The sequence below is a fragment of the Streptomyces sp. SID5910 genome, from assembly GCF_009862125.1.
Taxonomy (GTDB): Bacteria; Actinomycetota; Actinomycetes; order Streptomycetales; family Streptomycetaceae; genus Streptomyces.
Map to the genome: position 1 here is coordinate 1 of NZ_WWHX01000632.1, position 21390 is coordinate 21390.

The following is a 21390-nucleotide window of genomic DNA, read 5'->3' on the forward strand; positions in this document are numbered from 1 at the left end:
GCTCCAGGGGGAGGCGTGGAAGGCCGGGAACGGCAAGGGCGGGGCGGGGCCGCTGCTCACGGTGGACCGGCAGGCGCCGGGGAGCTGGACGTTCCAGCTCTACACGCCCGGCACCGACAACTGCAAGAAGGGCCCCGCGTGCAAGGCGCCGTCCGCCGACGGGACGCCGGTGAGCGAGGCGGCCGCGAAGAAGGCGGCGGCGCCGGTGCTGAAGGCGCTGGGCCAGGACGACGCCAAGCTGGACGCGAGCCAGGTCATGGGCGCCCGGCGGGCCGTGAACGCCGAGCCCGAGGTCGGCGGGCTGCCGACGTACGGCTGGACGACCGGCGTGGTCGTCGGCGCGTCGGGCGAGGTCGTCGGCGGCAGCGGACAGCTGACGGCGCCGGTCAAGGGGGACACGTACCCGGTCCTGAAGGCCGAGGAGGCGCTGGCGCTGCTGAACTCGCCGGGTGACGGCGCCCGGGCCGGCGTCGGCGGCTGCGCGGGGCCGGTGCCGCTGGAGGAGGGCACCGAGCAGGCGCCGTGCGACCCGTCGACGGCGACGGGCGCACCCGGGAAGCCGGAGAAGCCGCAGCAGAAGGACCGGCAGACGATCACGGTGCGGGACGCTGTGTTCGGGCTGGCCGCGCATCCGGTGCGGGGGCGGCAGACGCTGGTGCCGTCCTGGCTGTTCGAGGTGCGGGCGCCGGGCGCCGAGGACGCCTTCACGGTGACGTACCCGGCGGTCGACCCGAAGTACCTGGCCTCCCCCGCCCCGTCCCCCTCCCCCTCCGACGGGTCGACGTCGTCCCACGACGTGCCGGTGAGCGGCTGGACGGCCGAGGGCACCGAGCTGACCGTGCACTTCAGCGGCGGGGTGTGCTCCGACTACGACGCGACGGCGAAGGAGGACGGGGGGCGGGTGACGGTCACGGTGACCGCGACCTCGCAGCCCGACCAGGTCTGCATCATGATCGCCAAGGAGTTCGTGCGGACCGTGACGCTCGACGAGCCGCTGGGGAACCGGAAGGTCGTGGGGACGGACGGCAAGGACATCCCGCTGTTCAAGCCGGGCGCGCGGCTGCCGGCGCCGTCCAGTGCCCGCTGACACCCGCGGGCGGGGCGGAAAAAGGGCGGCGGCCCGGGGAGTGTCCCCGGGCCGCCGCCCTTCGTACGGTGTCGCGCGGCTCAGCTGAAGGAGTCGCCGCAGGCGCAGGAGCCCGTCGCGTTCGGGTTGTCGATCGTGAAGCCCTGCTTCTCGATCGTGTCCACGAAGTCGATGGTGGCGCCGCCCAGGTACGGGGCGCTCATGCGGTCGGTGGTGACCTTGACCCCGCCGAAGTCCTTCACGACGTCGCCGTCGAGCGAACGCTCGTCGAAGAAGAGCTGGTAGCGCAGGCCGGAGCAGCCGCCGGGCTGGACGGCGACGCGCAGCGCCAGGTCCTCACGGCCTTCCTGGTCGAGCAGGGCCTTGACCTTGGCCGCGGCGGCGTCGGTCAGGATGATGCCGTCGGTGACGGTGGTGGTCTCGTCCGATACGGACATCTACATCTCTCCCGGGTTGTACGGAGACTGCTTGCCGACGGTTCCAACCGACGGGGCCGCGGATTCATTCCAGGACGGACCCGTGGTCTGCTCCTCGGCCTTCTCTTCATGCTCGCACATGCCCCGGAGCGCGGACAGCGGCTCGGGGACCGGGATTCACGTCACATCGACATGATGGGCATCGTCAAAGTGACGTGAACCGGTTATGATATATAGCGTCAGTTAGACGAAAAGTAGAAAGGGTGCGTGTCGTGACCACCGCCCAGCCCCAGGAGCTCGACGTGCAGCCGACGCCCCTCGCCCTGTTGCTGCTCGGCCGCGAGGCCGACCCGAGGAGCGAGCGCGGCGTGGAGTGCCCCGGCGACCTGCCCTCGCCCTCCGACCCGGACCTGGTCGCCCGCGCCCGCGCGGCCAAGGAGAAGCTCGGGGACAAGGTCTTCGTCCTCGGTCACCACTACCAGCGCGACGAGGTCATCCAGTTCGCGGATGTCACGGGCGACTCCTTCAAGCTGGCCCGGGACGCCGCCGCGCGCCCCGAGGCCGAGTACATCGTCTTCTGCGGCGTCCACTTCATGGCGGAGTCGGCGGACATCCTGACCTCCGACGACCAGAAGGTGGTCCTGCCCGACCTCGCGGCCGGCTGCTCCATGGCCGACATGGCGACGGCCGAGCAGGTCGCCGAGTGCTGGGACGTGCTGACCGAGGCCGGGATCGCCGAGCAGGTCGTGCCCGTCTCGTACATGAACTCCTCCGCGGACATCAAGGCGTTCACCGGCAAGCACGGCGGCACCATCTGCACCTCCTCCAACGCCCAGCGCGCCCTGGACTGGGCCTTCGAGCAGGGTGAGAAGGTGCTGTTCCTGCCCGACCAGCACCTGGGCCGCAACACCGCCGTGCGGGACATGGGCATGTCCCTGGAGGACTGCGTCCTCTACAACCCGCACAAGCCGAACGGCGGGCTGACGGCCGAGGAGCTGCGCGCCGCGAAGATGATCCTGTGGCGCGGGCACTGCTCGGTGCACGGCCGCTTCAGCCTGGACTCGGTGAACGACGTGCGCGAGCGCATCCCGGGCGTGAACGTCCTGGTGCACCCCGAGTGCCGGCACGAGGTCGTGGCCGCGGCGGACCACGTCGGCTCGACGGAGTACATCATCAAGGCGCTGGAGGCGGCCCCGGCCGGTTCCAAGTGGGCGATCGGCACCGAGCTGAACCTGGTCCGCCGGCTGGCGAACCGTTTCGCCCCCGAGGGCAAGGAGATCGTCTTCCTCGACAAGACGGTCTGCTTCTGCTCGACGATGAACCGCATCGACCTGCCGCACCTGGTCTGGACGCTGGAGTCCCTCGCCGAGGGCACCCTGGTCAACCGGATCGAGGTCGACAAGGAGACCGAGGCGTTCGCGAAGCTCGCGCTGGAGCGGATGCTGGCGCTGCCGTAGCCGCGCCGTCCGGGCCGGTCCGCCGGCCCGGACTCGCTCTCTCGTCCTCCGGGGTCCCCCAGGACCCTCCGGGGGCCCTTCAGGATGCCCTTCAGGCGGGGTGGCCGCAGAAGGGCGCGGAGATGCTCAGTCCGCCGTCGACCACCAGGTTGTGGCCGGTGACGTACTCGGCGGCGGGCGACAGCAGGAAGTCCACGGCGTCGGCCACCTCCTGCGGTGAGCCGGCCCGGCCCTTGGGGATGTGCGGCACGATGTCCCCGTCCGTCAGACCCGTGGCGCCGAGATAGTGGGCCAGGGAGTCCGTACGGATCATCCCCCCGGTCACCGCGTTCACATTGACGCCCCGGGGTGCCAGCTCGGCCGCGAAGTAGCGCACCCACGCCTCCAGCGCCGCCTTCTGCGCCCCGATGGCGGCGTAGCCGGGCATGGCGCGTCCGGCGGCGAGCGAGGAGACCGCCACGATCCGGCCGCTCCGGTCCATCAAACGGACGGCGTGCTGGGCGGCGACCACGAAGGACTGGGAGTTCATGGCGTGGCTGCGGGCGAGATGGCGCAGCTCCACCTCGTCGACGCTCTTCGCGGGGCCCGCCGCGGCGTTGGCCACCAGATGGTCGAGGCGCCCGTGCCGGCGCGCGACGGAGTCGAACAGTCCCGCCACCGCCTCGGGGTCCTCCACGTCCGCGCGGTACAGGCTGCCCTCGCCGCCGGCCTTCTCGACCTCCTCCAGCGCGCTCCGGGCCGCGTCCTCGTCCCGCTTGTAGTTGATCACCACATGGCCGCCGCGCCGGGCGAGCGTGACCGCCACCGCCCGCCCGATGCCCCGGGACGCCCCGGTGACGACGCTGACCTCGGGCGCCGCGTCCGCCTCCGGCCGGGTCATGCCGCCCCCGCCAGTCCGGCGCCGAAGTCCTCCGGCGCGCACCAGCGCAGCACGGTCCCGCCGTAGCTCATGCCGGAGCCGAACGACACCAGGAGGACGTCGTCGCCCGGGTGCAGCCGGCCGGTGTCCAGGGCGTCCACGAGGGCGAGGATCACGCTGGAGCCGCTGGTGTTGCCGAAACGGTCCGCCACCACGACGGCCTTGGACTCCGGCTGGCCCAGCTCGCGGACCATCCGGCGCAGCAGGGTCGGGTTGGCCTGGTGGGTGACGATGAGGTCGACGTCGTCCAGCGTGGTGCCGGCCGCCTTGACCACCTGCTCCGCGAAGTCGGGCACGACGTCCAGGGCGAAGTCGCGCACGCCCCGGCCGTCCATGCGCATGTAGTTGGGCCCGCTGAAGCGGTTGGGCAGGGAGCCGGGCGGGTCCTGACGCTCCGTGAAGGCGACGTCGTACAGCTCCGGTTTGGTGCGCATCAGCGTGGGGCCGATGCCGCTGCCCTCGCGGCACGCCTCCAGCAGGTAGCAGCCGGCGCCGTCACCGAAGATGGCGTGTCCCGTGCGGTCCTCGGGGTCCAGGCACTGGGCGACCGTGTCGGCGATGACGACGGCGACCCGGTGGTAGTCCCCGGAGCGGATGTACTTCACGCCCACGTCCAGGGCGAACACCCCGCCCGCGCAGCCTCCGGCGTTCACGTCGAAGCCCCGGATGTCGTACAGCCCGGCCTTGCGCAGCACGGCCGCCGCCATGGCCGGGAGCATATGGTCGGGGGTGCCGGTGCAGCAGATGACCAGGTCGATGGTCCCGGGGTCGACGTCGGCGCGCGTGCAGGCGTCCCGGAGCGCCTCGACGGCCAGGTCGGAGGTCAGCTGGCCGGGCCGGGCGACCCGGCGCGTGTGAATTCCCAGCTTTTCCCGGATCCATTCGTCGCTGGTGTCGAAGCGGGCGACGACATCCGCGTTCGACACTTCCAGATCGGGAACGTAACGCCCTATCGACCGAATTCCCACGGGCATCGGAGACGAATTCCGCACCGTCCGCACACTCCTTACGTCATTTGCGACATCGTGGGCAGTCCCGAGAAATGCTTGCCGTATTCGGGCCGTTCGACCACTATGGGATCGCCCCTGCCGCGGTTTTCCGCTTTCTTCCGAGGAAAGGCCTGCCATGCCTCGTCCCGTCGCTCTTGTCACCGGTGGAACCTCGGGTCTGGGTCTCGCGACCGCCGAGCGGCTGCTCGCCGACGGCGTGCGGCCGGTCCTGCTCGGACGCTCCCGGGAGCGGGGCGAGCGGGCCCTGCGGCGGCTGGGTCCCGAGGCCGTCTTCGTGGCCGGTGACGTGGCCTCGGAGGGCGACGTCCAGCGGGCCGTGGAGACCTCGGCCGAGCGCGGGGTGCTGCGGGCCGTGGTGAACTGCGCCGGCCGGGCGCACGCGGCGCGGGCCGTGGGCCGCTCGGGCCCGCACTCGCTCAAGGAGTTCGCCGACGTGGTCGAGACGAACCTCGTGGGCACCTTCAACGTGGTGCGGCTGGCCGCCGAGCTGATGGCCGGCAACGAGCCGGTGGACGGGGAGCGGGGTGTCATCGTCAACACCGCCTCCATAGCGGCCTTCGACGGTCAGACCGGGCAGGCCGCCTACGCCGCCTCCAAGGCCGGGGTGGCGGGCATGACCCTGCCGCTGGCCAGGGATCTCGGCGGGGTCCTGATCCGGGTGGTGACCGTGGCCCCGGGGCTGTTCGACACCCCGGCGGCCGAGGTGCTGACCGAGGACAAGAGGGCCGCGCTGGCCGGTGTCGTACCGCATCCGCGCAGGTGGGGCCGGGCGGAGGAGTTCGCCGAGCTGGTGGTGCACATCCTCGCCAACCGCATGATCAACGGTGAGACCGTCCGGCTGGACGGCGGCCTGCGGCTGCCGTCCCGCTGAGCGCGGCGCCCCGGCGGCTACCACGCCACCGGCAGTTCCTGGCACCCGTACACGATGGCCCCGTCCCGCATCGGCACCTGCTCGGCCGGCACCGCCAGGCGCAGGTGCGGCAACCGGTCGAGCAGCACCTGGAAGCCGATCCGCAGCTCGGCCCGGGCCAGCTGCTGGGCCACGCACTGGTGCACGCCGAAGCCGAAGGCGACGTTGCCGGAGGGCACGCGGGCGACGTCGAAGCGGTCCGCGTCCTCGAAGCGGTCGGGGTCCCGGTTGGCGGCGGGCAGCGACACGGTGACCGTCTGCCCGGCCCGCACCGTCCGTCCGCCGAGCTCCACGTCCTCCTTGGCGCCGCGCGAGATGCCGAACTGGATGACGGTCAGGTAGCGCAGAAGCTCCTCGACGGCGCCGCTCATCAGTGACGCGTCGGCGCGCAGGGCGGCGAGCTGGCCGGGGTGGGTCAGCAGGGTGTAGGTGCCCAGCGAGAACATGTTGGCGGTCGTCTCGTGGCCCGCGGTGAAAAGCTGGAAGGCCACGCTGGTCAATTCCACGTCGCTGAGTTCGGCCGACTGCACGAGGCCGCTCAGCAGGTCGTCGGCCGGGTCTTTCCTTTTCACCGCGACGACGTTCGCGAGGAATTCGAAGATGACGCGGTAGCACTCCTTCACCTCGTCGGCGGAGGAGTCGATGCGGAGCATCTTCTCGGAGACCGGCTGGATTTCCTTCCAGTCGTCGTACTGGATTCCCAGCAGGTCGCAGATGACGCGGGACGGCAGCGGCATGGCGAACCCGGTGACGAGGTCGGCGCCGGTCGCGCCGTCCGCCTGCATCCGGTCGACCAGCTCGTGCGCGACCGCGGCGATCTTCGGTTCCATCTCGCGCATGCGCCGGGTGCTCAGCTCGCCGGTGAGCAGCCGGCGGTACTTGGTGTGCTCCGGGGGGTCCATGCCGACGAACATGCCCGGCACGTCCTCCTCGGGCGGCTGCCCGTCGCCCAGGACGTCGTGCACCGCCGAGTGCCGGATGCGCGGGTCGGAGCTGAACCGCGGGTCGGACAGCACCTGGCGGGCGAACTCGTGCCGGGTGACGATCCATCCCTCGTGGCCGTCCGCGTAGGTCAGCGGGGCCACGGGGCAGCGCGAGCGCATCTCGGACAGCTCCGGCGGGGGGTCCAGCGGGTGGACTCGCTCCGTCGGGATACGTGGGGCCCTGGCTCCCTGCTCGGTCATGCGCGCTCCTGGTTCGTGGTGCGGGCGCGGAGCAACTCCGCGGTGCGGTCCGCGAGGGCCGTGCGCTCCTCGGCGGAGAGCAGCCCCTCGGGCGAGGTGATCTCGATGCTGAGCCGGTCGCCGTAGGAGGTCACGACGAACAGCAGCAGGCCGTGCATGGTGGTCGTGGTGTAGCCGCGGAAGTCCGTCACGCGCAGGCCGGCGGGCGAGGTGAACTCGGGCAGCGGGCCGAGGTTGGTCACGACCAGGTCGACGGAGACGGGTTCGGCGGCCGCGAACTGGCCGGCCTGGAGGATGGCGCGCTCCGCCTCGCCGCTGTCGATGGCCTTGTCGAGCCGCTCCTTGACGACGCGGCCGACCTCGGTCGGGTCGGCGCCGCGGGGCACCGGGACCGATGTCTCCACGCCGCTGACGAAGTTGGTGGACTCCTCGACGGTCACCGGCGGTTCGGTCCGGCTCCGCAGGTCCACCGGGCAGCCGCAGACCAGGTCGGCCGTGCCCGGCTCGGGCCGCCCCTCGCGTACGGCCACGGTCGCCGCGCCCGCCACGAAGGCGTGCACGGAGCATCCGTCGGTCCGCAGCGACGCGCGCAGCGCGGAGGTCTCCCGGGCGTCGAGCCGCAGGCGTTGGGGGACCACGCGCAGCGGTGGCGGGGACGGCGCGGCGGCCAGCGCCGCGCGCAGGGCCGCCCGGTCCACGGCGGGTCCGTCGGCGCCGGCCCGGCCGCGGGTCTTCAGCAGGGTCTCGGCGGACAGCTGGGCGGGGGCCGCGGGAGCGGCGTAGGGCGGAGTTCGGTGCTCGGCGAGGGCGGTGTAGTTGCGGCAGAGCTTCTCCAGCAGGGTGACGCCGCCGCGTCCGTCGATCATGCTGTGGTGCAGCACCAGGATGACGTGCGCGGTGTGCGGGCCGCGCACCAGGACGAGCCGGCACAGCCCGCGGCCGGAGTCCAGCGGGCGTGCCATCTCCGCCAGATAGGCCGATTCCCGCTCCTCGTCGGCGTCCGGGACCTCCCGGACGGTGATCTCGGGGCGCTGTCCGGGCGGGAGACGGAAGAAATAGCCCTTCTCGTCCCGGCCGAGGCTTCCGGCCAGCAGCGGAACGGCGTCGCACAGTGCCTCGAAGGCGCGTATCAGCAGGTCCGTGTCGACGGCGCCGTCAATGGCCAGGGAATAGGAACCCGACCAGTCGACAAATGCGTGATAGGCCTCGCTGGGATCCAGATACCGCAGCCTCGACATCAAGCACTCATTCCCGTCGCGTCAATTCGAGCCTTACCGCACGCCCGGCCCTTTTCGAAAGAAAGCAGGGAAACTCTCACCGGCCGCGCGGAACCAGTATTTCCGCACGCCGACGGGGTGTCTTCGGCCTAAGAACCAGGTCCCCGGCCCGCCTCCCGGCGAGGCCGGTCGCCCTCGGTCCTGGACCATGGACCAGGTGACGACCGGCCACGGCGGGAGTGCCGGCGGCGTCAGGCGCTGCGGCGCCCGAGGGGGTGCCCGTAGGGGGCGGAGAAGGAGCCCAGGGCCGCGATCAGCTGGGTCCTGGTGCTGACGCCCGACTTGGACAGCACGTTGGAGACGTGGAACTTGACGGTCTTCTCGGTGACGGACAGGGCCGCCGCGATGGCCTTGTTGGACAGGCCCTGGCACAGCAGGTTCAGGACGACGTTCTCCCGCTCGGTGAGCCGGTCCCGCAGGTGGTGGTCCACGCCCGGGGTCGCGTAGCCGGCCCGGATGGCCTGGAGCATGCAGCCGGTGAGCTCGGGCGAGGCGTAGCCGCCGCCCGACACGACCGCGTGCACCACGTGGACCAGCTCGTCGTTGGCCGCGTCCCGGTGGACGACCCCGGACACGTTGCCCCGGACCAGATCGGCCAGGCGCTCGGGCGTCACCGTCTCGATGCCGTAGACCACGACGAGCGGGGCGTGGTGGACCGCCCTGGCCAGTTCGTGGACGGCTTCGGCCAGGCCGGCCTCCAGCAGGACGACGTCGGGCCGGTGCTCCACGACCCGCTTCACCGCCTGCCGTTCGTCCGCCGCCTCGGCCAGCACGGTGATGCCGGAGTCCTGGGAGAGCAGCGTCCGTACGCCGAATCTGGCGTGCGGGTGGTGGTCGCAGACGACCACCCGCACCGTGTCAGCTAGAGAATCGAACGAAGCGTTGTGCGTGAGGCCGACCGGCAATGCGCTCCCCTACCCCGTTATCGTTACTCTTCAGTAGCGTCCGCGGGAGGCGTAAGGAACCTTTCGTCGAAATGTGAACCACTGAGTGGCGCCCCCGTAACCACGGGCAGGCTAATCGAACGCCGGTGCCCCCACAAGAGAGTTCCGGCCACCGGCCCGGCTTCCGCCGCGCTCACGAGGGGATCCTCCGTCAGTCTTTCCCGTCCCCGTACCCGGTCTTTACCGTGGTCATCACGGAAATGGCGCCGCACGGGCAGTTCTCCGAGGCGGTCCTTACCGAAAGCTCTCGGCCAGGTGGCGCGAATTGCGTCATCAATACCACCGTCCCGTCGCCGTCCCGCTGGTCGAACACGTCCGGAGCGCTCAACGCGCACATGCCCGCGCCGCAGCAGCGCTCGGTGTCCACCGTGATGCGCAGGCTCACGGGCACGCCACCGGCTTCCGGGGCCGGACCGCGCTCGCCGTCATCGGCATGTGGTTGGGGTTGACCGTCGCCCACGGCATCTCCCGCACCGAGACCCCGTCGGGCAGCGTCAGCCGCCAGCGGCGGACGATCATGCCCAGCACCACGTGCATCATCGCCCAGGCGAACTGCTCGCCGATGCAGTGCCGGGGCCCCGCCCCGAAGGGGGTGTACGCGCCCTTCGGCAGACCGGCGGCCGGCCGTTCCAGCCAGCGGTCCGGGTCGAAGCGCAGCGGGTCGGGGAAGAGTTCGGGGTCCCGGTGCACGGCGTAGGGGCTGTAGAACAGCTCGGTGCCGGCCTTGACGTGCCCGCTGCCGAGGGGGAAGTCCCGTACGGCCCGCCGCGAGATGACGAGGATCGGCTGCCGCACCCGCATCAGCTCCTGGAGGACCCGGCGGCTGTAGGGCAGGTTGCCGACGTCGGCCATCGTGAAGTCCCGGTCGCCGACGACCTCCTCGGTCTCCGCGCGCACCCGCTCCTCGATCTCCGGGTGGCGGGCGAGTTCGTAGAACAGCCAGGCCATGGCGGTGGCGGCGGTCTCCGAACCGGCCATGGTGACCGACACGATCTGGTTGCAGAGCTCCTCGTCGGTCATCCCCTTCCCGGTCTCCTCGTCCCGGGCCGCGAGCAGCATCGCGAGCATGCCGGCCCGGCCGGGTTCCGCCGCGCCCCGCCGGTAGGCCAGCATGACGCGGCTGATGGCGTCGCGGAGTTCGGCGAAGGCCTTGTCGAACCGGCGGTTCATGGGCAGCGGCAGCTTCTCCAGCAGGTCGCCGGGCGAGACGGTGCGCCACATGATGGCCTCCAGGACGACGGGCAGGATGCCCGCCAGCTCCTCGTGGGCCGCGCGGTCGACGACCGAGCCGAACATGGTGCGGGCCAGGATGTTGAACGTGATGTCCCGCATGGCCTTGTCCACCGGGATCTGCCCGCCCGACCGCCAGCCTGCCGTCTTCTCCTCCGTGACCTCGCGCATCACCTCGACGTAGCGGGTGATCTCGTCCCGGTGGAAGGAGGGCTTGATCATGGCCTGCTGGCGGCGGTGCTCGTCGCCGTAGGCGTGGATCACGCCGTTGCCCGTCAGCGGCCGGACCTTGTCGTAGAACCGGCCCTTGTCCAGCAGGTCCTTGCGGTCCGTGAGCAGGGTGTGGATCAGCGGCGGCGAGGTCACGAACAGGGAGGGCATGGGGCCGAGGTCGACGCGCACCAGGTCGCCGTGGGAGCGCAGCGAGGTCAGGAACCCCAGCGGCCCGCGCATCAGCGCCAGCGCGTGGCCCAGCCCCGGCACCCGCCCCGGCGCCGTCGTGTAGGACGTGCTCACGCGGGGACCTCCTCGGCCCGCGGCAGCGCGCAGTACGCGCGGTCGCTGAAGACGGTGCGGTCCCGGTGCAGCGTCAGCACGCCCGAGCGCACCCCGTTCCACCGGTGGCCCGGGCCGTTGTACCGGGACGTCAGGTACGACCACTGGAGGTTGCCGGCCATCATGTGCCACAGCGCGTCCAGATAGGCGCGGATGTCCTCGCGCCGGCCCAGCTCGCCCGCCTCGATGGCGGCCCGCCGCGCCATGAACTCGGCCCGCTTGCCGTCGACCAGCGCGAACAGCCGGTCCACGGCCTCCTGGAGCCCGAGCCCCTCGCTCAGCCGCAGCACCGACAGGGCGTTGACGTAGTCGTCCATCATCGCCTCGGCGCGGAACGAGAACATGTCGTTGGTCAGCATGATGTGGACCAGGGCCGTGTCGACGAGCTCGCGCAGCTCCGGATGGCGCCGCAGGTCCTCGGTCAGGTCGATGCCCAGTCCGTACTCGCCGAGCACGAAGTACATGCCCATGCCCACGCTGTCCTTGCGGACCTCGATGTACGTCTCGTAGTCGAACACCCGGTCCTCGGAACGGGAGGTGATCTCGTGGACGCAGCCGGAGAGGAAGCGGCGGACCTCCCCCATGAACCGGTCCCACACCGCGGGCGGCATGTCCGCGCGCATGTCCTTCCACAGCCCGTGCAGCACCGAGCCCCACGCGAAGTCGGCGCCGTCGGCCTGGTCGTCGAGGATGCCCGCGACCCGGCGGAACGTCTCCTGGGCCGCCGCCGGATCCTTGCCGATCTTCGCGCGGTCCACCATCGCGTTGTCGAACACCGACAGGTACTCGGTGTACTTGCACAGGTGGCGCAGCCGGTCCTCGCGGGCCGTCGGCAGCACCAGGCAGGTCCACAGGGAGGCGGTCTCCTCCAGGAGCAGTTCCATCTCCCGCGGGTCCGTCATCGCGAACCCCATGGCCTCCTTGACCCAGGCGTCCGACTCCGCGCGGATGTCGTCGGTGCGCGGGTGGCTGCACGCGGGCAGCAGGTAGGGGAACTCGGGCAGATAGATCTCCGTGCCGTACGAGAACGGCTTGGGAATGGTCGACATGGAGTCACTCACCTTTCACGGTGCACGGAGGTCGCCGCCAGCGCCTCCAGCTCGGTCAGCGCGGAGGGCTCCACGCGGGCTCCGCGCAGGGCGCGGACCGCGCCGGCGTGCCGCTCGCGGATCATCCGCTCGACTACGGCCGTGGCCCCGGTCGCCCGCACCACGTCCCGCAGTTCGGCGAGGCCGTCCAGGTCCAGCCGCTCGTTCCCGTAGAGCAGGTCGAGACGCGCGCGCTGCCCCTCGTCGGCGCGCTCGCGGGCCACGGCGATCAGGGCGGTCGGCTTGCCCTGCCGGGCGTCGTCCGAGGGCTCCTTGCCGGTCAGCTCGGACGCCCCGAACAGCCCGATCAGGTCGTCGCGCAGCTGGAACGCCTCGCCCAGCAGCAGCCCGAACGTGTCGTACGCCGCCAGCAGTTCGTCGTCCGCGTCGGCGAGGGCGCCGCCGATCTGGAGGGGGTAGCGGACGGTGTAGCTCGCCGTCTTGTGCCGGATGATCTTCAGCGCGTCGTCGAGGTGGCCGCAGCGGGTCTCGCCGACCAGGTCGAGATACTCGCCGTAGACCGCCGACTGGCGCAGGCGGGCGAACAGCCGCCGGGCGTCCGCGCGCCGGGTGACCAGCGGGCTGTTGTGGAACAGCTCCTCCGACCAGATCAGACAGGCGTCCCCGACGAGCAGCGCGCCGCTCTGCCCGAACGTCCGGCTCTCGCCCGCCCAGTCCTGCTCGGCGTGCCACTTGTCCAGGGACAGGTGGACGGTGGGCCGGCCGCGCCGCAGGTCGCTGTTGTCGATGATGTCGTCGTGAATGAGGGCCGCGGTGTGGAAGAGCTCCAGCGCCGCGGCCACGGTGACGACCTCGGGGTCGTCCGGGGACCCGCCGGCGCCGCGCCAGCCCCAGTAGCAGAACAGCGGACGGATCCGCTTGCCCCCGTCGAGCGTGAAGTCACGCAGCAGCGCCAGCGCCGTACGGGCCGCCGGGTCGGACTCCCCGGCGAGCCGCTCCCGCAGGAAGGCGTCGAGGCTCCCGTTGACCCGCGCGGTGACCGCCGCGCTCTCCGTCAGCGCGTCGGTGACGGTCACTTGACGCGCCTGACGACCTTCATGGGCAGCTCCCCGGGGACCAGGGCGCCCATGGCGATCGGCTTCACCGGCTCGCCGCTGATCGGCTGCACCGACCACTGCTGCATCAGCGTGGCGAGGACGGTCTGCGTCTCGAACCAGGAGAAGGACTCGCCGATGCAGTTGCGCACGCCCGCGCCGAACGGCATGAACGCGCTGCGCGGCACCTGCTTGGCCCGCTCGGGCAGCCAGCGGTCGGGGTCGAACGCCTCGGGGTTGTCGTACGTCTTCGGGTCGTGGTGGACCGCGTAGATGGAGTAGAGGACCTCGGTGCCGGCCGGGATCAGGTGACCGCCGAGCTCCGTGTCCTGGACGCACTTGCGGCCCAGGGCCCACACCGGCGGATACATCCGCAGCGCCTCCTGGATCACACGCCGGGTGTAGTCCAGGTCGCGCAGGTCGCCGGCCTCGACGGGGCGGTCGCCGACCACCTTGTCGACCTCCTCCTGCATCCGGCGCTGCACCTCGGGGTGGCGGCCGAGCAGCATGCAGGTCCAGCTCATGGCGCTCGGCGTGGTCTCGGACCCCGCCGTCAGGAGCGTCATGAACTCGTCCTGGATCTGCTTGTCCGTCATCTCCTTGTTGCCGCCGGCCTGCGCCGCGAACAGCAGCGTCATCAGGTCGTCGACCTGGTCCGAGGCGCCCTTGGCCCGATAGTCGGCGATGATGCGGCGCCCCATCGAGTAGAGCCGGCCGATGGCGCTGTGGAACTCGCGGCTGGACTGGGTGGGGATGCGGTCCAGCAGGGCCGGGGGGATGGCCGCGCGCTTCTCGACGCCGGAGATGACGATCGGCATCGACTTGAACACCTCGGCGACGTCCTGCTCCACCATGTCCGTGGAGAACAGCGCCTTGATGACGATGCGGACGGCCAGTTCGTAGAACATGCTGTACATGCCGACGCGCTGGCCGTCGCGCCAGGTGCCGAAGACGTCGGTGGCGGACTCGCGCATGACGTCGACGTAGGTGCCGATCTTCTCGTGGTGGAAGGCCGGCTGCATCAGCAGGCGCTGCCTGCGGTGGAAGTCGCCCTCCGACAGCAGGATCCCGTTGCCGAGCAGCGGACGGGCCTGGTCGAACTGCATGCCCTTCTCGAAGGACTTGGCCTTGCGGACGAGGATGTCGTACAGCATGTCGTGGTCGCTGACCACGTACGCCTGCTTGGTGCCGAGCCAGATCCGTACCAGGCCGCCCTGTTCACTCACGCTCTGGAAGAACCGCAGCGGGTTGCGGAACATCTGCACGGCGTGGCCCGCGAGCGGAATGCGTCCCGGCATGGGAGGAACGGACGGTGCGGCGGTCGCGAGAGCCATGGTTGTCTTGCCTCCGAGTGGGGTGGGGCGGCGGATGGACGATGCGGCGCGGCCCGGTCGGTTCCGGCCGCCGGGCCGGAACCGGGCGCCGGGTCAGGACCAGGTGACCGGCAGCTCGGCGAGGCCCCGGAAGACGAAGCCGCCCGGCAGGTACCGCGGCTCGAAGCCGTCGGCGAGACGCAGCCCGGGGAAGGTCGCCACCAGCGTCTCCAGGGCGATGCCGGCCTCCAGCCGGGCGAGGGCGGCACCGACGCAGAAGTGGATGCCGTGCCCGAACCCCAGGTGCCGGGGCGGCCCCTGGCGGTCGAGCCGGAAGGTCTCGGGGTCCTCGACCCACTCGGGGTCGCGTCCCGCGGCCGCGAACATCACCCGCAGCCGGGCCCCTTCGGGGACCTCCGTGTCACCGACGCGCAGGGCGCGGGTGGCGACCCGGGGGGCGCCCTGCACCGAGGAGTCGAAGCGCAGGGTCTCCTCCACGGCGGCGCCGGCCAGGCCCGGGTCCTTGACGACCGCCTCCCACCGCTCGCGTTCCCGCAGCAGCTGGTGGACGGCGTTGGAGATCAGGTTGGTGGTGGTCTCGTGCCCTGCCGCGATCATCACGCGCAACGCGACCACGGCGTCCTCGACCGTGCAGACCGGGTCGTCCGCGTCGGCGGCCCGCACCAGCTCGGTCAGCAGGTCGTCGGCCGGCTCGGCGCGGCGGCTCTCCAGCAGGCCGAGCACGTACTGCTCGTAGGTGACCACGTTGCCGGCGCAGTGCACCTGCTGCTCCGGGGGGAGCGGGACGACCTGGAGGGCGAGCCAGTCGTTGTTCCACGCCTTGACCGTGGCGCGGTCCTCCTCCGGGATGCCGATGATGTCGCAGATCACCGTCATGGGGAGCGGGTAGGCGAACTCCTGGAGGAGGTCGAACCCGTCCTTCCGGGCGAGGCCGGCGGCGAGCCGGGCCGCTATCTCCCGGATCGAGGCCTCGCGGCGCCGCAGGACGCGCGGGGAGAAGAACTCGCTGACCAGGTTGCGGAACCGGGTGTGGGCCGGCGGATCGACGTTGTAGAGGGCGACCCGGAAGAACAGCGAGTCGTCCAGGATCTCCTTCGCCTCCGGGCAGAAGGGGTACGAACCGTCGAGGTTGTAGCGGCTGGTGAAGTCCCCGTGGTCCCGTTGCACGGCCTCGATCTCGGCACGTCCCGTGACGATCCATTCGTCCAGCGCGGCCTGGTGGACGACCGGCTCCGCCTTCCGTGCGCGGGCGAACGCCGCGTAGGGGCAGGCGGTGTACTCGGGGGACATCGGGTCGAAGAGTTCTGCCGCGGAAGTGTCGGACGACATCGGGAGCGCTGGCCTCCTGCTGCGAGGCGGTGGACCGGCCGCCGGCGGGCGGCGGGATCCTGTCCGCATGATCGGGTCTCAGGATCACCGACCGGCTCCGGGGGTGTCTTCCGCCGAGAGGCCAGGTTCCACCTGCCCGGCCGAAGGCGAGGAAGCGCGCTTCCCTGGTCGCCGGACCAGGTGGAGGCACCCTGCCCCGAACAGCACACCGGGCACCCGTACGCGACGGGTGCCCGGTGTGGGTGGTGCGGCGGACGATCAGCGCGGGGCGAGCTCCGGCTCCTGCTCGTCGTCGGAGGCGTCGGAGGCGTCGGAGGCGTCGGAGGACGCCGCCGGCGAGGGCGCCTCACCGCGCTTCGCCGCCCGCTTCCTCGCGCGCCGCTCCTTGCGCAGCTCCAGCATCGCGTAGAGCGTCGGGACGAGCAGCAGGGTCAGCAGCGTCGACGTGATCAGACCGCCGATCACGACCACCGCGAGCGGCTGGGCGATGAAGCCGCCCTCGCCGGTGACGCCCAGCGCCATCGGCAGCAGGGCGAAGATCGTCGCCAGGGCCGTCATGAGGATGGGCCGCAGCCGGTGCCGGCCGCCCTCGATCACGGCCTCCACGACGCCGTGGCCCTGCTTGCGGTACTGGTTGATCAGGTCGATCAGCACGATCGCGTTGGTGACCACGATGCCGATCAGCATCAGCATGCCGATCATCGCCGGGACGCCCATCGGGGTGCCCGTGGCGAGCAGCAGGCCGATCGCGCCGGTCGCCGCGAACGGGATCGACACCAGCAGGATCAGCGGCTGGGCCAGCGACCGGAAGGTGCCGACCAGCAGCATGAACACGATCGCGATCGCCGCGAGCATGGCCAGGCCGAGGTTCTTGAACGCGTCGTCCTGGTCGGCGGTGACGCCGCCGATCTCGGCCGTGGCGCCGGCCGGCAGGTCGAGACCGTCGATCTTCGACTGGAGGGCCGTGCCCACCGCGCCGGTGTTGTCGCCGGTCGGCTTGGCGGTGATCGTCGCCGCGCGCTGCCCGTCGATCCGGGTCATCGACACGGGCCCGTCCACCAGCTGCACGGTGGCGATGTCGCCGAGCTTGGCCGTGCCGAGGTTGAGGGCCTTCAGCTGGGCCATGGTCGCGGCGGGCTGGGCCGACCTGATGACGACGTCGCGCTCGGTGTCGTCCAGGACCGCCTTGGCGGCCGGGGTGCCGCGCACCGCCTGGGCGACGGCCGCGCCGAGCGTCTGGTCGGTGAACCCGGCCTCGGCGGCCTTGGCGTTGGCCTTGACCGAGATGCGCGGCACGCTCTGCGCCAGGTCGCTGGTGACGTCGGTGACGTCGTCGAGCCCGGCGACCGCCTTGCGGACCTCCTCGGCGGCCTCGCGGAGCACCTGCGCGTCGGCCGCCTTGACGACGACGCTCAGGTCCTGGCTGCCGAAGCCGTCACCGGCGGCGACCGTGGTGGTGCCGATGCCGTCGAGCTTCGCGAGCCCGTCCTCGATGTGGTCCTGGACGTCCTCGGCGTCCGCCGAGTCCTCCAGCATCAGCTGGTACGAGGCCTGGTTGGTGTCCGTGCCGCCGCCGAAGGCGGCCATGAAGCCGGACGAGCCGACGGTGACCTGGTAGTCCTTGACGCCCTCGGTCTCGCCGAGCAGCTTCTCGACCTTCGCGGCCTGGACGTCGGTCGCGCCGAGGCTGGTGCCGGGCTTCAGCTCCTGCTTGATGCTGAGGACCTTCTGGTCGCCCTGGTCGAAGAAGTTGGTCTTCAGCAGCGGCGCCATGCCGAACGTGCCGACGAGCACGACGACCGCGATGGCCACGCTGGTCAGGCGGCGGCGGGTGGCGAAGCGCAGGATCGGGACGTAGAGACGCTGGAGGCGGCTCTTCGCCTCCTTCTCCTCGGCCAGGCGGCGGGCCTCCTCGGCGTCCTCCGGGGTGCCCTTCGGCGGGCGCAGGAACCAGTACGACAGCACCGGGACGACCGTCAGCGACACCAGCAGGGACGCCAGCAGCGCGGCGGTGACGGTGAGGCTGAAGGAGCCGAACAGCTCGCCGACCATGCCGCCGACCAGACCGATCGGCAGGAACACGGCGACCGTGGTGAGCGTCGACGAGGTGACCGCCCCGGCGACCTCGCGGACGGCCCTGAGGATGGCCTCGTGGCGCTCCTCGCCGTAGCCGAGGTGCCGCTTGATGTTCTCCAGGACCACGATCGAGTCGTCCACGACCCGGCCGATGGCGATGGTGAGCGCGCCCAGCGTCAGCATGTTCAGCGACAGGTCGCGCGTCCACAGCACGATCAGCGCCAGCACCACCGACAGCGGGATGGAGACCGCGGTGACCAGGGTGGAGCGGATCGACGCCAGGAAGACCAGGATGACGAGGACGGCGAAGAGCAGTCCGAGGGCGCCCTCGGTGGTCAGGCCCTCGATGGCCTGCGACACCGCCGGGCCCTGGTCGCTGACGACGGTCAGGGTCGCGCCGGAGCCGAGCTGCTCGCGCAGGCCGGGCAGCTTGTCTTCGACGGCGTTCGAGATGGCGACCGCGCTGCCGTCGTGGTCCATGGTGACGGCGACGGAGAGGGACGGCTTGCCGTTGGTGCGGGTGAGGGAGTCGGCCTTGGCCTCCTCCTGCTTCACGGTGGCGACGTCGCCGAGGCGCACGGGCTTCTGCACGCCCTCGCCGGTCACCATCAGGTTCTGGATCTGCTCCAGCGAGGTGAAGCCGCCGCCGACCTGGACGGTGCGGTTGGCGCCGCCCTCGTCGAAGGACCCGGCCGGGACGGTCGCGCCGCCCGCCTGGAGGGACTGGGTGAGGGCCATGGGGCTCACGCCGGCCTTCGCGAGCTTCGCCTGGTCGGGGGTGACGGTGACCTGGAGGTCCCGCACGCCGTCGACGACGACCTGGGCGACCCCGTCGATGCCCTTCAGCTCCGTCACGACCGTCTTGTCGAGCTGGTCGGCCAGCGCCTGCTGGTCCTTGCCCGAGGTGACGGCGAGGACGACGGTGGGGATGTCGTCCGTCGAGCCGGAGATGACCTGCGGGTCCACGTCGTCCGGGAGCTGGGCGCGGGCCCGGTTGACGGCCTGCTGCACGTCGGCGACGAGCTGCTGGGTGCCGTTGCCGTAGTCGAAGGACGCCATGATCACGGCGTTGCCCTCGCTGGCCGTGGAGGTGACGCCCGAGACGCCGTCGACCGCTTCGAGGCTGTCCTCGATCGGCTCGACGACCTGCTTCTCGACCACGTCGGGCGAAGCACCCTGGTAGGGCGCAAGCACGGACACCATGGGCAGTTCGATCGTGGGCAGCAGCTGCTGCTTGAGCTGGGGGATGGCGATCGCGCCGAAGACGAGCGCGACGATCGACATCAGGCCTATCAGGGCCCGTTGCGCGAGGCTGAATCTCGACAGCCAGGACATGGATCAGGGTCTCTCTTCTGTGGCCGAGCGGAGGAAGGGCAACATGTGAGCGCCCACTCAACACCCTGAGCCATGGAAGGCCCCGGTTCCCTAGGCCCCAGGTCCATTTCCTTATCCGGCGCATACTCCCGCCGCAGTACGGCCGGGTGGGGATCACTCCACCCTTGGACGTACCAGCCCGGACTCGTACGCGATGACCACCAGTTGGGCCCGGTCGCGGGCGCCCAGCTTGGCCATCGCCCGGTTGACGTGGGTCTTCACGGTGAGCGGGCTGACCTCCAGCCGCTCGGCGATCTCGTCGTTGGAGTGCCCGCCGGCCACCTGCGTCAGCACCTCGCGCTCCCGCACGGTCAGCGAGGCCAGCTTCTCGGCCCGCGCCGGATCGCGGTCGGCGTCGTCCGCGCCGTCCCCCTGGGCGAGGAAGCGGGCGATGAGCCCCTTGGTGGCGGCCGGGGACAGCAGCGCCTCGCCGCCGGCCGCGACGCGGATCGCGCTCAGCAGCTCCTCCGGCTCCGAGCCCTTGCCGAGGAAGCCGGAGGCGCCGGCGCGCAGCGACTGCACGACGTAGTCGTCGACCTCGAAGGTGGTCAGTATGACCACGCGGACCTGGGCGAGGGACGGGTCGGCGCTGATCGTGCGGGTGGCGGCGAGGCCGTCCGTGCCGGGCATCCGGATGTCCATCAGCACCACGTCGGGCCGGTGCTCGGCGGCCAGCCGGGCCGCCTCCGCGCCGTCGGACGCCTCCCCCACCACCTCCATGTCGGGCTCGGAGTCGACGAGCACCCGGAAGGCGCTGCGCAGCAGTGCCTGGTCGTCGGCGAGCAGGACACGGATCGTCATTCGGCATCCTTCGCGGCGTCGTCACGGTTTCTGACGGGAAGGATCGCATGGACCCGGAAACCGCCCCCGTAGCGGGGACCGGTGGTGAGGGTGCCGCGCACGGCGGTGACGCGCTCCCGCATGCCGAGCAGCCCGTGACCGCCGCCGCCCGCGGGGGCCCGCGTCCCGCCGGCGCCGTCGTCGAGGACGGTGACCTCGATGTGCGGCCCCACCCGGACGATGCTGACCTCGGCCTTCGCCTGCGGCCCGGCGTGCTTCTGCACGTTCGTCAGGGCCTCCTGGATGATCCGGTACGCGGCCAGGTCGACGGCGGTGGGCAGGGTGGTGCCCTGATCGGCGCGGGCCACCTCGACGTGCAGGCCGGCGTGGTGGAAGGTGGCGACGAGTTCGTCGAGCCGGTGCAGGCCGGGAGCCGGTTCGGTGGGGGCCTTGGGGTCGTCGGACTGGCGGAGCAGACCGACGGTGGCACGCAGCTCGTTCAGCGCGGACCGGCTGGCCTCCCGTACGTGGGCCAGGGCCTCCTTGGCCTGGTCGGGCCGCTTGTCCATGACGTGGGCGGCGACGCCGGCCTGGACGTTGACGAGGGCGATGTGGTGGGCGACGACGTCGTGCAGGTCCCGGGCGATGCGCAGCCGCTCCTCGGCGACGCGGCGGCGGGCCTCCTCCTCGCGGGTCCGCTCGGCCTTCTCGGCGCGTTCCCGGATGGCCCGCACGAAGGCGCGGCGGCTGCGCACGGCGTCCCCGGCGGTGGCGCCGATGCCGGTCCAGGCGAAGACGGCGAGGTTGTCCTGCGCGTACCAGGGCAGGGGGCCGGCCAGCATGGCGGCGCCGGTCAGCACGGTCATGGTGAGCGCGCCGACCCGCCAGGTGGTGGAGCGGTCGGTGGTGGCGGCGACGGTGTAGAGGGCGACGACGGCGGACATCACGACCGGGGCGCGGGGGTCGCCGGTGACGCACTCGACGATCGAGAGGCAGCCGGTGAAGGCGAGCACCGGCAGCGGGGCGCGGCGGCGCAGGACGAGCGCGGCGGCGCCGAGCACCATGAGCAGCAGGCTGAAGGGGTCGGGGGTGCGGACGCCCCAGGTGACGCCGTCGGGGCCGTGGGGGTCGGCGAAGGATCCGGCGACCATGCAGACGAGGACGGCCGCGGCGAGGGCGGCGTCCAGGGCGAGGGGGTGCGCGGCGAGGCGGCGTCGGGCTCGCGCGAAGGTGCTCACGCGTGTTTACGGTAGCTGGAGCGGGCGTCTCTTCGGAGGGTGCCCGGCGTTCCCGTGGGCGTCCCGGGGGCTGCGCCCCCGGACCCCCGCTTCGGCCTGAACGGCCTCGTCCTCAAACGCCGGACGG

The 21390-nt window shown here is 71.6% G+C and carries 18 protein-coding genes; 3 read left to right on the forward strand and 15 right to left on the reverse strand.

The annotated features are described in order from the left end of the window. On the forward strand, window positions 1-1087 hold a 1087-nt coding region (locus tag GTW67_RS22135), incomplete at its 5' end, for a hypothetical protein (RefSeq protein ID WP_161166551.1). Between the two features lie 80 nt (window positions 1088-1167). Here the strand turns inward: GTW67_RS22135 and GTW67_RS22140 are convergent. After that, window positions 1168-1524, reverse strand: a complete 357-nt coding sequence (locus tag GTW67_RS22140; protein ID WP_133888361.1) for an iron-sulfur cluster assembly accessory protein — start codon at window positions 1522-1524, stop codon at window positions 1168-1170. A gap of 251 nt (window positions 1525-1775) precedes the next feature. Between GTW67_RS22140 and nadA the strand changes: the two genes are divergently transcribed. Then, window positions 1776-2960: a quinolinate synthase NadA gene (gene nadA, locus GTW67_RS22145; protein ID WP_161166552.1), complete on the forward strand. Its 1185-nt coding sequence runs from the start codon at window positions 1776-1778 to the stop codon at window positions 2958-2960. Between the two features lie 91 nt (window positions 2961-3051). On the opposite strand, the gene GTW67_RS22150 is transcribed toward nadA, so the two are convergent. Both GTW67_RS22150 and GTW67_RS22155 read right to left on the reverse strand, forming a co-directional pair. Then, the gene (locus tag GTW67_RS22150; protein ID WP_161166553.1) at window positions 3052-3840 is read right to left on the reverse strand and encodes an SDR family oxidoreductase; all 789 of its coding nucleotides are present in this window, start codon (window positions 3838-3840) and stop codon (window positions 3052-3054) included. Continuing rightward, the gene (locus tag GTW67_RS22155; RefSeq protein WP_346010716.1) at window positions 3837-5006 is read right to left on the reverse strand and encodes a 3-oxoacyl-ACP synthase III family protein; all 1170 of its coding nucleotides are present in this window, start codon (window positions 5004-5006) and stop codon (window positions 3837-3839) included. Before GTW67_RS22155 ends, GTW67_RS22150 begins: the two co-directional genes overlap by 4 nt. Between GTW67_RS22155 and GTW67_RS22160 the strand changes: the two genes are divergently transcribed. Then, window positions 5005-5760 (forward strand): SDR family NAD(P)-dependent oxidoreductase, encoded by a 756-nt coding sequence (locus GTW67_RS22160; RefSeq protein WP_161166555.1) that lies wholly within the window; start codon window positions 5005-5007, stop codon window positions 5758-5760. The genes GTW67_RS22155 and GTW67_RS22160 overlap by 2 nt on opposite strands. Before the next feature lie 17 nt (window positions 5761-5777). Here the strand turns inward: GTW67_RS22160 and GTW67_RS22165 are convergent, their stop codons facing one another. The 12 genes from GTW67_RS22165 to GTW67_RS22220 form a co-directional block, all read right to left on the reverse strand. Further along, entirely contained in the window at window positions 5778-6983 is a 1206-nt protein-coding gene (locus GTW67_RS22165; RefSeq protein WP_161166556.1) for a cytochrome P450, read from the reverse strand. Continuing rightward, window positions 6980-8221: a phthiocerol/phthiodiolone dimycocerosyl transferase family protein gene (locus tag GTW67_RS22170; RefSeq protein WP_161166557.1), complete on the reverse strand. Its 1242-nt coding sequence runs from the start codon at window positions 8219-8221 to the stop codon at window positions 6980-6982. Before GTW67_RS22170 ends, GTW67_RS22165 begins: the two co-directional genes overlap by 4 nt. Before the next feature lie 230 nt (window positions 8222-8451). Next, window positions 8452-9114, reverse strand: a complete 663-nt coding sequence (locus GTW67_RS38375; RefSeq protein ID WP_161166558.1) for a LuxR C-terminal-related transcriptional regulator — start codon at window positions 9112-9114, stop codon at window positions 8452-8454. Window positions 9115-9355: 241 nt separating this feature from the next. After that, window positions 9356-9589 (reverse strand): ferredoxin, encoded by a 234-nt coding sequence (locus GTW67_RS22180; RefSeq protein ID WP_524539811.1) that lies wholly within the window; start codon window positions 9587-9589, stop codon window positions 9356-9358. Continuing rightward, on the reverse strand, window positions 9586-10950 hold the full coding sequence (locus GTW67_RS22185) for a cytochrome P450 (protein WP_161166559.1): 1365 nt from the start codon (window positions 10948-10950) through the stop codon (window positions 9586-9588). The genes GTW67_RS22180 and GTW67_RS22185 overlap by 4 nt, the downstream gene beginning before the upstream one ends. Beyond that, window positions 10947-12038, reverse strand: a complete 1092-nt coding sequence (locus tag GTW67_RS22190; protein WP_161166560.1) for a terpene synthase family protein — start codon at window positions 12036-12038, stop codon at window positions 10947-10949. Before GTW67_RS22190 ends, GTW67_RS22185 begins: the two co-directional genes overlap by 4 nt. Before the next feature lie 8 nt (window positions 12039-12046). After that, complete coding sequence (locus GTW67_RS22195) at window positions 12047-13114, reverse strand: polyprenyl synthetase family protein (RefSeq protein WP_161166561.1); 1068 nt, start codon at window positions 13112-13114, stop codon at window positions 12047-12049. Next, on the reverse strand, window positions 13111-14430 hold the full coding sequence (locus tag GTW67_RS22200) for a cytochrome P450 (RefSeq protein WP_161166562.1): 1320 nt from the start codon (window positions 14428-14430) through the stop codon (window positions 13111-13113). Before GTW67_RS22200 ends, GTW67_RS22195 begins: the two co-directional genes overlap by 4 nt. A 129-nt stretch (window positions 14431-14559) precedes the next feature. Further along, the gene (locus GTW67_RS22205) at window positions 14560-15795 is read right to left on the reverse strand and encodes a cytochrome P450 (RefSeq protein WP_161166563.1); all 1236 of its coding nucleotides are present in this window, start codon (window positions 15793-15795) and stop codon (window positions 14560-14562) included. A gap of 258 nt (window positions 15796-16053) precedes the next feature. Next, window positions 16054-19206 carry an efflux RND transporter permease subunit gene (locus GTW67_RS22210; protein WP_161166564.1) on the reverse strand — a complete coding sequence of 1051 codons (3153 nt, stop codon included), beginning with the start codon at window positions 19204-19206 and terminating at the stop codon, window positions 16054-16056. A gap of 153 nt (window positions 19207-19359) precedes the next feature. After that, window positions 19360-20046 carry a response regulator gene (locus tag GTW67_RS22215; protein ID WP_161166565.1) on the reverse strand — a complete coding sequence of 229 codons (687 nt, stop codon included), beginning with the start codon at window positions 20044-20046 and terminating at the stop codon, window positions 19360-19362. Then, window positions 20043-21263 (reverse strand): histidine kinase, encoded by a 1221-nt coding sequence (locus tag GTW67_RS22220; protein WP_161166566.1) that lies wholly within the window; start codon window positions 21261-21263, stop codon window positions 20043-20045. The genes GTW67_RS22215 and GTW67_RS22220 overlap by 4 nt, the downstream gene beginning before the upstream one ends. Between the last annotated feature and the right edge of the window lie 127 nt (window positions 21264-21390).

Bases quoted from the DNA above. Each gene is read 5' to 3' on its own strand.
- GTW67_RS22150 (WP_161166553.1), bottom strand. From the start codon at position 3,840: ATGACCCGGCCGGAGGCGGACGCGGCGCCCGAGGTCAGCGTCGTCACC.
- GTW67_RS22210 (WP_161166564.1), bottom strand. From the start codon at position 19,206: ATGTCCTGGCTGTCGAGATTCAGCCTCGCGCAACGGGCCCTGATAGGC.
- GTW67_RS22160 (WP_161166555.1), top strand. From the start codon at position 5,005: ATGCCTCGTCCCGTCGCTCTTGTCACCGGTGGAACCTCGGGTCTGGGT.
- GTW67_RS22165 (WP_161166556.1), bottom strand. From the start codon at position 6,983: ATGACCGAGCAGGGAGCCAGGGCCCCACGTATCCCGACGGAGCGAGTC.
- GTW67_RS22215 (WP_161166565.1), bottom strand. From the start codon at position 20,046: ATGACGATCCGTGTCCTGCTCGCCGACGACCAGGCACTGCTGCGCAGC.
- GTW67_RS22155 (WP_346010716.1), bottom strand. From the start codon at position 5,006: ATGGCAGGCCTTTCCTCGGAAGAAAGCGGAAAACCGCGGCAGGGGCGA.
- GTW67_RS22190 (WP_161166560.1), bottom strand. From the start codon at position 12,038: ATGTCGACCATTCCCAAGCCGTTCTCGTACGGCACGGAGATCTATCTG.
- GTW67_RS22170 (WP_161166557.1), bottom strand. From the start codon at position 8,221: ATGTCGAGGCTGCGGTATCTGGATCCCAGCGAGGCCTATCACGCATTT.
- GTW67_RS22205 (WP_161166563.1), bottom strand. From the start codon at position 15,795: ATGTCGTCCGACACTTCCGCGGCAGAACTCTTCGACCCGATGTCCCCC.
- GTW67_RS22200 (WP_161166562.1), bottom strand. From the start codon at position 14,430: ATGCCGGGACGCATTCCGCTCGCGGGCCACGCCGTGCAGATGTTCCGC.
- GTW67_RS22140 (WP_133888361.1), bottom strand. From the start codon at position 1,524: ATGTCCGTATCGGACGAGACCACCACCGTCACCGACGGCATCATCCTG.